The sequence below is a fragment of the Microcystis sp. M144S2 genome, from assembly GCF_020246065.1.
In the GTDB taxonomy this organism is placed as follows: domain Bacteria; phylum Cyanobacteriota; class Cyanobacteriia; order Cyanobacteriales; family Microcystaceae; genus Microcystis; species Microcystis ichthyoblabe_A.
The window spans coordinates 1-10,192 of the sequence record NZ_JADBTR010000177.1; the positions used below are offsets into that span (position 1 = coordinate 1).

A 10,192-nucleotide genomic window follows, 5' to 3' on the forward strand; every position below is an offset into this window, starting at 1 on the left:
AAAAAGCTATAATTAATCAATCCTAAAATACCGGGAAAAAGTCATGACAGCCCTAGACATGATCCCAGATGTCACCTATCTCCCCACAGATTTATGGAGTGATGAACCACCCTTGGAAAGTGATCTACACCTGCAACAGATCATCATTCTCCTTAGTTGTCTAGAATTATTATGGCGCGAGAGGAGTGATTACTACGCTTCGGGAAATCTAACCATCTACTACAACGAGGAACAACTGAAAAAACGCGATTTCTGTGGTCCCGATTTTTTTGTGGTTTTAGATACCGAAAAACGTCCCCGCAAAAGTTGGGTGGTTTGGGGAGAACAGGGTAAATATCCGGATGTAATTGTCGAGATTCTCTCCGATTCTACGGCCAATATTGACCGCAATAACAAGAAAATTCTCTACCAAAATACCTTTCGCACTCCTAATTATTTTTGGTTCGATCCCAATACTTTAGAATTGCAGGGATTTAGACTAATTGAGGGACAATATCAAGCCATTTCTCCCAATGAACTGGGTTATCTCTGGAGTGAACAGTTAGGATTATATTTAGGCATATTTGACCGTAAACTGCGTTATTTTACCGCCGATGGTCAATTAGTCCCCACTCCTCAAGAAGCGGAATTACAGCAACGACAGGCAAAAGAACAGGCTCTTTTAGAAAAAGAGCAGGCTCTTTTAGAGAAAGAAAGGGAACGTCAGGCTAAGGAAAAATTGGCCCAAAAATTGCGAGAATTAGGCATCGATCCCGATACAATTTAGGGGAAATATTATTTTCTAGTAACTATGGTGACAGCAGCGCCCCTAGTGGGTGTAATTATGGGCAGTGATTCCGACTTACCCACCATGAAAGAAGCGATCGCAGTTTTAGAGGTTTTTCAGATTAGCCACGAAGTCGCCATCGTCTCGGCCCATCGTACCCCCGAAAAAATGTTTGAATACGGCAAAAACGCTCATAAGAGGGGAATAAAAGTGATTATCGCCGGAGCCGGCGGCGCTGCCCATTTACCCGGGATGGTGGCATCTTTAACTCCCTTACCCGTGATTGGGGTTCCCGTAGTCACGCGCACTTTACAAGGGTTAGACTCTCTCTATTCAATTGTACAGATGCCCGCAGGCATTCCCGTGGCCACGGTGGCGATCGGTAATGCCAAAAATGCCGGACTTTTAGCGGTTCAAATTCTCGCCACTGGTAATACTGATCTTTTAGAGCAAGTTATCGCCTATCGTCAATCCCTCACCGATTCCGTCCTCGAAAAACAAAGCAATCTTCAACGACTAGGCTATCAAGACTATCTAGGGCAGAGTTCACCTAAGTAGGGTAGATTGAGAAAAGATTAAGTAACAAATTATGAAGTAATTATGCGTTGGATCACCGCTTGTGTATTGAGTCTATTACTCTTTTTTGCCCTACCCATAGCGGCCTATGCCGATAGCCCGACTATTAGCGAAGAACAGATGAGAGAAGGGGAAGTTATCGCTGAAAAAGCCCTAGAAGCTACAGAAAAAGGTGATTACGCCCAGGCCGAAAACTATTGGACCGAATTAGTCGCCAAATTCCCCACTAATCCCGCCGTCTGGAGTAATCGCGGCAATGCCAGAGTCAGCCTCAATAAATTAGAAGATGCGATCGCTGACTTTAACCAAGCAATCGCCATTACCCCCGATGCCCCCGATCCCTACCTCAATCGTGGCACCGCTTTAGAAGGAGAAGGCAAATATCAAGAAGCGATCGCCGATTATAATAAAGTTTTAGAACTGGCCCCCAATGATGCCTTTGCCTATAACAATCGCGGCAACGCTGAGGGCGGTTTAGGGGACTGGGAAGCCGCCGTCAAAGACTATCGCCAAGCCACTCAACTAGCCCCGAATTTTGCCTGGGCGCAAGCTAATCTGGCCCTGGCCCTGTACGAATTGGGCAGATATCCGGAAGCAGTCCAAAAAATGCGGAATATTGCCCGCAAATACCCCATGTTTCCCGATGTCAGAGCCGCCTTAACCGCCGTTTTATGGAGCCAAGGACAACAGGGAGAGGCGGAAAGCAATTGGGTAGCCGCCGTCGGCATGGATACCCGTTATCAAGACCTCGATTGGGTAAAAAGCGTGCGACGTTGGCCGCCGAATATGGTTCTAGCCTTAGATAAGTTTCTTAACTTAAAGTAAAGAATTACTAAATATGGTTGGCTGAATAAATCTAAAAACCTTGTTGGCTAAGACTTTTAGACTTTTTGTCAATCAAAAAGTAGCAAATATGGGAGTGATCGGGGGGAAAATTCAGGGACTTTTTCCCTGAAAATTAGGTAATTGACCCCGGCGGTTCGACAGGCTCACCGTCCACTCGACTGAGCTCGCCGAACGTCCTCAAAATCGGTAAAACCCTACACCCTACACCCGTTCGGACTTCGGCGTGAGCTCAGTCGAACGCTGAGCTCACGGCCGAAGCCCACACCCCACACCCCACACCCCACACCCTGTCCCCACGAAAAACTTTTTCAGCAGACCCTAAATAGTAACTTTTCTAGCAGTAGCGGGGCTGAGAGTCCAATTATCCTGAAATCAGCCATTAAGATACAATTGAGGCCTGATAGTTCCATTATCCTCGATCGAATAACCAGGCTCTGGAAAGGAAAAGGAATAGCTAGAGCGGGCCGATGGCCCAATGCTATAATCCAATCACAGGGATAGATTGGACTCTATCAGTATCCGCCGCTACTGTACACCTTAAATCTTAGCCAGAATGCCAGATTTACACTTGCTTAATTCTCATCCACAGGCCCTAGAAACCGCCTTCATCGCCACTGCCGACCGGTCTTTTTCCTCCCCTCTATCCCTCGACCTCGCCAGAATTAATCAACGTTTTGACTCCGCTAACGCCGCAGAAATCGTCGCTTGGGCCGCGGCCACCTTTGGGGAAGGTTTGGTGATGAGTACCAGTTTCGGCATTCAAGCGGCGGTGATGTTGCACCTCGTCACCGCAATTATCCCCGATATTCCCATCATTTGGATCGATACCGGCTATCTTCCTCCGGAAACCTATCAATTTGCCGAAGAATTAAGCCAACGCCTCCATTTAAACCTGAAAGTTTATCAATCTCCCCTCAGTCCCGCCCGCATGGAAGCAATCCACGGTAAATTGTGGTCAAATAACGATCTCGACTCCCTTAATCTCTACGACAAAATCCGCAAGGTGGAGCCGATGCAACGGGCCCTGAAGGAATTAAAGGCCACCGCTTGGTTAGCAGGTTTACGTCGCGACCAAACCGACCACCGCAAAACTCTCCAATGGGTCAATCAACAGGGCGAACGTTACAAAATATTACCGATCCTTGACTGGAATGCCAAAACCATCTATGACTATCTGACTAAATACGATCTTCCCTACCATCCCTATTTTGATCTAGGTTATGTCTCCGTCGGCGATTGGCACTCCAGTCGGCCTTTAACCGCCGATGATAGCAACGAACGAGACACCCGTTTCAAGGGTTTAAAACAAGAATGCGGTCTTCATTTACCCTTAACCCCCGGAGAAGCACAAAGTCTCGACGCAAGCTCCCTATAACTGCGGGGGTGGGAAAATTGCCGGTGCGATCGGTTCCTAGACGTTAGACAATGGTTAATGATTATTAATCCCCCATTAACCATGGCTATTTTAGAAAATTTTCTCGAAGTCGGCCCTCTCAAGTGGTTTTATCGACAGGTTAACCCCGCTCAACAACCGGACACAACCCCCGTGATCCTACTCCATGGTTTACCCGCCCATGGCTATATTTGGCGGGAATTATTGACCAGTTTAGAAGAATATAACATTAATGCTATTGCCCCCGATTGGATCGGCTCCGGTTTATCCGCTAAACCCGATGCCAGAGATTTCGCCTACACACCTAGCGCTTTTTGTCAAGCCTTGGCCGATTTTATTCAAGCTCTCCAATTGCCGAAAATCTCCCTCATTGTCCAGGGTTTTTTAGCCTCCGTCGGTTTACAATACGCCCTAGAAAATCCTGATAAAATTGAGCGTTTGATCATCTTAAATACTCCCCTCTCCAGTGATGTTAAATTACCCTGGATAATGAAACAATGGGGGATACCTTTCCTCGGAGATATGGCAACTCAAGACCCCTTATTAGTCGATCGTACTTTAGAAACTGGTAGCGGTTTTGTGATTAGTGATGCAGATCTGGCTATTTTCCGTCAACCTTATCTAAAAACTTCGGCAGTGGGTCGCGCTTTACTGGCCACGATTCGCAATTTAAACCTATCGAAAACTATGGCAGAAATTGAGACAGGTTTAGAGAACTTTGAAAAACCTATCCTTTTTGTCTGGGGAATGGCCGATCCTTGGTTATCTTCTGTCACTGTCGAAAAATTAGCCACTAAATCAGGAGTGGAATTAATCCCCCTCGCGGAAGCAAAACACTATCCCCAAGAACATTGGTCAAAAGAAATTAGTCCCCGGATTATTAATTTTCTCGGACGCAAAACCTAAACCCCGATACTTTCTGGGAATTGATAGCAAAATCTCCCTAGAAAGTATTGATCAAGTTATCCTTAGTATATCACTGTAGTTCTGCAATGGCCACCGCCTATGGAAATACCAGCTTTAGGAAGGATAAATATAACAAAGAATCCCCCAGATATTAATAATTTAACCGATTGGGAGCGAGTTAAATCGATGAGCGATGCAGAAATCGAGGCTAATGCTTTGTCAGATTCCGATGCGCTCCCTTTTGATGATGATTGGGAAAACGCGGCGATCATTTCCGCTTACAATAAATTAACATCTCAATAATTGCTGAAGCATTATAGCAAATCTGTCCACTCGCCTACCGTTCCACCCTGCCTACTTTTCTATACTTTTTAAACAGGGTTGAGTATTACTTGTGCTTGCATTAGTTTAATAAAAATGCTACATTCAAGGCAGTCTGTCATTGGATGACCTTTAACACAAACAAAATAGTTATAATTATGGATATGAACAATAAAACTTATGAAGATATTTATTCAAGAACTTATTCAAGAATTTATAATATTGTGATAGAAGTATTTGAAGTTTCTGAAATACCTCAGCCAGTTTTAGATTTTGTCATCTTTAAAACTGAGTATAATTATATTCTTGAATTATCAAATGGTGGAGATGAAGATGATGCTCTAAATTTCTTGTATCAAATAGAGCAGGAATTTGACATAGAAATTCCATACGATGAAGGATCTAAAAAAATAGTTACATTTAGAGATCTATTGGAATTTGTTTTTGAACAAAAATATAACCTTGAGATTGCAGAATATCTAAAAATACGAATAAAGACAAAAACTCTAAAATTGTTATTGTTCTTAGAAAGCAAGAAAATAGAAATCAGTAAATTTATAGAAATATTTTCAAGTGACACTTTTTCCAATAATCATCAAAATATCGAAAAACTTATCCTTTCCCTGAGACACAAAAGTTTTGATGCGTCTAGTATAATGTCATTTTCAGATATATTTAAAAATGATTTTTTATTGTCGAATTTAGAGCAAATATGTCAAATATATTGCTTTATGAATGATCAAAAAATTTCTTACTTTGATGTTATTGATATCATAAAAAGTGGATATCTAGACTCTTGCAAACAACAGATAGACGATCTTTCTGAAAAGATAAAGCTTCAAGAGTCGGAAATAAAAAAACTGAGTCTTCAACTTGAAAAGGCTAATCAGAACCTAGATTTGTTGAAAGGTCAATTAAACCATCTTTTAGATGATATCTAGCATTGTTATAGCGACATAGAAACCCAAAAAAATATTGATCAAACAAGGTATATTATTCTGCAATAACACACCTAAAAACAAAGATTTGAGTAATTATTTTATTCCCGTACCTATCTAAGCTGCACTGCATTTAAACTGCCCACTGAGGAATTTTAGTACAAAGGCTAGAAATCTCAACCCCAGAAACCTCTCCTCCCCACTCCCCTATACTTTTGAAGTGGAAGAAAGTTTTAGCTTAATTAATCTGGTTAAAGGCCTGTTTTTGTCGTTTCTAAATACCCCTGATAACTTGACCGGAACTGTTCGATCGATAGGTTCTTTGTCCAATATTCTACCAGAGCATGACCCCAGGACCAAGCTTCCTTGTCAGCAGTGCTAGAATTTTCTAATAGTATTGGCCAAAGTGCCAATAAATCAAAACTTTTATTCTCCGTATTTAAGAGAGAAGAAAGCTCGTAGGCCATCTGTAATTTACCGATCGCTACTGGTAACTGTTCCACAGGAATTTGTTCAGCTAAAAGATAGGCTAAAGTCGGTCTTCCCGTGGCTAAAGTGGAGATAAAACCTAGAATAGGACTTTTTAATAGGGCCGTTAAACCTTGCCCCGTGGCCATCTGTAAAGTATAGCGATCGATTATTTTCGCCGCTGCCAGGGTTCGAGTTTCCAAATCCGCTAAAAAACGGGCTAAACGCAACTGTTTTGCGGGCGAAATTGCCCCCAGTAAAGCGATTGATAACTCCTCATCCCCCCAAGCTTCTCTATCCGGCTGTTGACTGACCATCGGCAAAATGCGATCGCAGAGATCCTCGAATAATTCCGCCCGATACTGCAAGCATTCGCGGATATTGACTTCTTTGGGACTTTCTCCCGTCAGCCAATTATAGGGAGGTTGCCACTCTCGCACCGGACGCAGACGATCGACTTGAGAAACACAGACTATAACTGGTAAATTGTCAATAGTTTGTTGCAAATCTTTAAGAAAAGCCTCATCCATGGCTAGGGCGGGATCGAGGGCGGGAGTGACAAGAATTAATAAATCGGCGTTTTTGGCATAATTTAGAACCTTTTGCCGATCATCGGCCCGATTTGCCTGTTCATAGCCCGGAGTATCCCAGAGGATTAACTCGTCTCCTTCTGGGGTTTGCCAATGGTAGGATTGGATCGCGTCGGTACTAGGCAATAGATCCACTTGGGCTAAATCGGCCCGAAAGAGAGTATTGATTAAACTGCTTTTGCCGGCCCCGGTGCGTCCAACCAGCAGAATATTAACCGGTTGGCGATCGATTTCCGTGATCGGTTCAGCTTGGGCGAGAATTTCCTTGAGAGTAGTGGTGGCGATTTTGGTCTTGGTGGGGAGAGTGGGGGCGAGATTGCCGCCACTGTAGAGTAACACCGCTTGACGAGAGAGATTTCTTAGGGCATTTTCCCGCAAAACTTGCCCTAAATTGACTAATAATTGCTGATCCGCTCGATCGCTGTACTTTTGACTGGCCACTTTAGCCACAGCCGCGGCGGGATTGATCACCCATTGCGCCCAATTCCAGACCTGCCAAAGTTTCTGGGCCGAGGGTTGCAATTTTTGATAAACTTCGTAGGCCTGATAGGCTTGGCCGATGGTGATTTGATTCAGGGCCGGGGAGAGATTCCGCATCCAGCGATCGCTATCATCGACGGTTCCCCGAATTAAACCGTAGGCCTGGGGAATGTAAATATTTAATAAGGGGTACTTGACATCGGGGTAATATATATGAGCGATGGCACTGACCAAATCCTGACAGCGTTGCCAAAAAGTCGCCCAATCTTCCCAAACCGGGCGATCATTGCGGGCCGCGACGATAATCCTCTCGATAATTTCCTCGACATTGCCCCCGGAATCACCGTCAGGAGGGGTTAATTCTGCCTTAATTTCCCCGATGGCGGCTTCAATTTCCCCGACTGCTGGGCGCGTCCATTTGACCAACAGGAAGCGCCAAGCGACAAAAATCAGGGTAAAAACTGCCCAAATCCAATTCAAACCCCATTGATTGATCTGGACACTGGCGGCCACGATCAGAAAGATGACCACGGCGGCGATCGGAACTGCTAAAATCAACCCTTGCCAAGTTTTTAACCGTAACATTGCTCGATCTGGTTTTTTTCCATTCTACCGATCTCTGATTCTGGGTTAGAGGGCAGTCCTGATGCCAAAGTCGGCACCGCCAAGCCTGAAAATATTCTGATTGACGAATTGGCGTTATTTCAGCTTCTATTTTCCAGTCAGTGCCTCTCCTGATATGTAGCCTATACTGAATGGATTTAGCGTTACTTCCCACTTGATTCACTCAATCCAAGCTTTTGGGGGGTTCTACCCCCCAAACCCCCCGTTGGGGGCGTGGCGCGGTCACTGAGCGTGTCGAAGTGCCGCCCCCAAACCCCCCGCGCATTAGTTTTTCGGTGGGATGCTTACACGCAGCTGCTAATACATTGGTAATCATTTAAGAGTCACTCCACTTGCAGGAGTGCCTCTCCTGATATGTAGCTTATACTCAACGGATTTAGTATGATTGACGAATTTGCGTTATTTCAGCTTCTATTTTCCAGTCAGAAATTAGACAGTGGCATCAATTTGGGCGAGGATTGCTGTGGACAACTGACAAAGTTGTTGATGACAAGGACCATTACTGGCCATGATCCCCCCCCATTGCCGCACATCGCCGCGATTATAGCGCACCGGTTGACCGTCAAAATAGGAGAATTTGCCGCCTGCTTCCGTTAAAATCAACTCCGGGGCGGCAAAATCCCAGTCTTTAGCGGCCGATTTCCCCGATAGGGAGATATAAACATCGGATTTTTGTTCGAGGATCGTGGCAATTTTACAGCCCACACTACCCACATAATTTTTACCTAAGAAGGGTATTTGACTTAATAGATTATCAAAACGTTGGTCGCGATGGGTACGACTAACCACCAGATAGAGGTCGGTAATTTTATCTTTATTGGCAACTTTTACCGGTGTAATATTTCCGTCGCTAGTTTCTAGAAAAGTACCTTTTCCTTTTTGGGCAAAATAGAGTTTTTCTTGATCCGGCAGGGCAACCACGGCGATGATCGGTCTTCCTTGATAACATAAGGCGATATGTAGGGCATATTCTCCCGTTTTGTCGATAAAATCGCGGGTTCCGTCCAAAGGATCGATAATCCATACCCAATCTTTCGGGATAGCTTCATTACCCTGATGGGTTTCCTCGCTTAGATAACCAAAGTCGATATCCGAGAAATTTGTTTGTAATTCCCCTAAAATATAGTGATTTGCCGCTAAATCCGCCGCCGTTACTGGCCCGCCTTTTTTTTCCTCGTTGACGGCTAAATCCTGTTCACCCCGGTGGTAGGATTGGAGAATTTTAGCACCACCCCAACCGACGGCACGAGTCACAGCTAAAATGCGATCGAGTGTTTCGGTATCTTGACAGGTTAAATTAATCATAAAATAGCCTCAGTTTTTCAGACCTATTATCTACTAAATTGAAAGACTGGCATCTTAGCTTACCATCCCTTGCTTCCTAACTCCTGACTGGCTTAATTTTGCCCTTGCCAAAAATAATCGGCGGGTTTTTTGGTTTCTGCTGGTGATGATTGAGGCGCGTCTCCCAAGAAAACCGAACGCTGCATGACGCGATCGCCTAATCTTCTTTGGACTCGACTGGGAATGCCGTAACCGTAGGCAATATGACCTTTTCCTGCTAGGACGATGATCTGATATTCGGGATGAGCTTGCCAGAATTTAGCGATCGCATCGGCCATGGTTTCATCCCAGAGAACCTGTGCCAAAAAAAAGCGATCGAATCCCTGACTTTTGCCCCCCGTGTGTTGCTGATAAACGGCTAAGATCTGTTGACGGTACTCCTCGTTATCCTGGTTTATTTCGCTTTTAGGGGGAATGTAGGTCATTTCTGAGGTGGAGAGGCTTTCTAAGCCCTCCTGTGCCACTTTTCTAGTGATTTCCGTGGGTGTATTTAGGGCGATCAATGGTAGTTTTTTCGCCTTGGCCAAGCGCAGGATCGGGGCGTAAAATTCCCAATCAAATCCCCAACGTTGGTCGTATTCACTTTTTTCTCTTAACTGATTTTCGCTAATTTTGCCGGCTAAATACTGATCCAAATAGATTTGGTAAGGACGTTGAAACATCTCAAAAGCGATCGCTATTTGGGGATTATTAGCCTGTAAATACTTGATAATAGCTAATTGGGCCTGATGATCGGCTTGACTATCGTGTCTTTCTCCCAGATAAATAATCTCGGCTGTTTTTAAATCTGCCAGAATTTCTGGTTCTTCCGAACTTACCATGTAAAATCAACTAGCAAAATGCCAATTTAATAAACATCTAAGACTAAAGTTTTTAAAGTTTCTAAATCCATAGCCTCTCCTTTTAATCACCTTCAGTTTATTATTAATTCCTTCCACTG

10 protein-coding genes and 1 pseudogene are annotated in these 10,192 nt (G+C 44.2%); 7 read left to right on the top strand and 4 right to left on the bottom strand.

Annotated features, from left to right (window positions below):
- Nucleotides 1-43 precede the first annotated feature (43 nt).
- From IM462_RS20040 to IM462_RS20070, 7 genes are all read left to right on the top strand, one after another.
- Entirely contained in the window at nt 44-766 is a 723-nt protein-coding gene (locus IM462_RS20040; RefSeq protein ID WP_287715527.1) for a Uma2 family endonuclease, read from the top strand.
- Nucleotides 767-790: 24 nt separating this feature from the next.
- Complete coding sequence (gene purE / locus IM462_RS20045) at nt 791-1,324, top strand: 5-(carboxyamino)imidazole ribonucleotide mutase (protein WP_287703412.1); 534 nt, start codon at nt 791-793, stop codon at nt 1,322-1,324.
- A 42-nt stretch (nt 1,325-1,366) separates the two neighbouring features.
- Nucleotides 1,367-2,167, top strand: coding sequence for a tetratricopeptide repeat protein (locus IM462_RS20050; protein WP_287703414.1), 801 nt, complete (start codon nt 1,367-1,369; stop codon nt 2,165-2,167).
- Nucleotides 2,168-2,741: 574 nt separating this feature from the next.
- Nucleotides 2,742-3,563, top strand: a complete 822-nt coding sequence (gene cysH, locus IM462_RS20055; RefSeq protein ID WP_103111908.1) for a phosphoadenosine phosphosulfate reductase — start codon at nt 2,742-2,744, stop codon at nt 3,561-3,563.
- Between the two features lie 57 nt (nt 3,564-3,620).
- Complete coding sequence (locus IM462_RS20060) at nt 3,621-4,487, top strand: alpha/beta fold hydrolase (RefSeq protein ID WP_287703417.1); 867 nt, start codon at nt 3,621-3,623, stop codon at nt 4,485-4,487.
- Nucleotides 4,488-4,586: 99 nt separating this feature from the next.
- Nucleotides 4,587-4,790: a hypothetical protein gene (locus IM462_RS20065; protein WP_287703419.1), complete on the top strand. Its 204-nt coding sequence runs from the start codon at nt 4,587-4,589 to the stop codon at nt 4,788-4,790.
- A gap of 182 nt (nt 4,791-4,972) precedes the next feature.
- Complete coding sequence (locus IM462_RS20070; protein WP_287703421.1) at nt 4,973-5,749, top strand: acyl carrier protein; 777 nt, start codon at nt 4,973-4,975, stop codon at nt 5,747-5,749.
- Between the two features lie 248 nt (nt 5,750-5,997).
- Here the strand turns inward: IM462_RS20070 and IM462_RS20075 are convergent, their stop codons facing one another.
- The 4 genes and pseudogenes from IM462_RS20075 to IM462_RS20090 form a co-directional block, all read right to left on the bottom strand.
- The gene (locus IM462_RS20075; RefSeq protein WP_287703423.1) at nt 5,998-7,869 is read right to left on the bottom strand and encodes a GTPase family protein; all 1,872 of its coding nucleotides are present in this window, start codon (nt 7,867-7,869) and stop codon (nt 5,998-6,000) included.
- A 468-nt stretch (nt 7,870-8,337) separates the two neighbouring features.
- Entirely contained in the window at nt 8,338-9,213 is an 876-nt protein-coding gene (locus IM462_RS20080) for a 3'(2'),5'-bisphosphate nucleotidase CysQ family protein (RefSeq protein WP_287715529.1), read from the bottom strand.
- 92 nt (nt 9,214-9,305) lie between these two features.
- Nucleotides 9,306-10,052 (bottom strand): annotated as a pseudogene (locus IM462_RS20085) (ChaN family lipoprotein); the annotation flags it as partial.
- A 27-nt stretch (nt 10,053-10,079) separates the two neighbouring features.
- Nucleotides 10,080-10,192: transposase (locus IM462_RS20090; RefSeq protein ID WP_036400142.1), on the bottom strand; the 113-nt coding region annotated here is incomplete at its 5' end.

Coding starts and splice junctions, on each gene's coding strand:
- IM462_RS20040 (WP_287715527.1), top strand. CDS start 44: ATGACAGCCCTAGACATGATCCCAGATGTCACCTATCTCCCCACAGAT.
- purE (WP_287703412.1), top strand. CDS start 791: ATGGTGACAGCAGCGCCCCTAGTGGGTGTAATTATGGGCAGTGATTCC.
- IM462_RS20050 (WP_287703414.1), top strand. CDS start 1,367: ATGCGTTGGATCACCGCTTGTGTATTGAGTCTATTACTCTTTTTTGCC.
- cysH (WP_103111908.1), top strand. CDS start 2,742: ATGCCAGATTTACACTTGCTTAATTCTCATCCACAGGCCCTAGAAACC.
- IM462_RS20060 (WP_287703417.1), top strand. CDS start 3,621: ATGATTATTAATCCCCCATTAACCATGGCTATTTTAGAAAATTTTCTC.
- IM462_RS20065 (WP_287703419.1), top strand. CDS start 4,587: ATGGAAATACCAGCTTTAGGAAGGATAAATATAACAAAGAATCCCCCA.
- IM462_RS20070 (WP_287703421.1), top strand. CDS start 4,973: ATGAACAATAAAACTTATGAAGATATTTATTCAAGAACTTATTCAAGA.
- IM462_RS20075 (WP_287703423.1), bottom strand. CDS start 7,869: ATGTTACGGTTAAAAACTTGGCAAGGGTTGATTTTAGCAGTTCCGATC.
- IM462_RS20080 (WP_287715529.1), bottom strand. CDS start 9,213: ATGATTAATTTAACCTGTCAAGATACCGAAACACTCGATCGCATTTTA.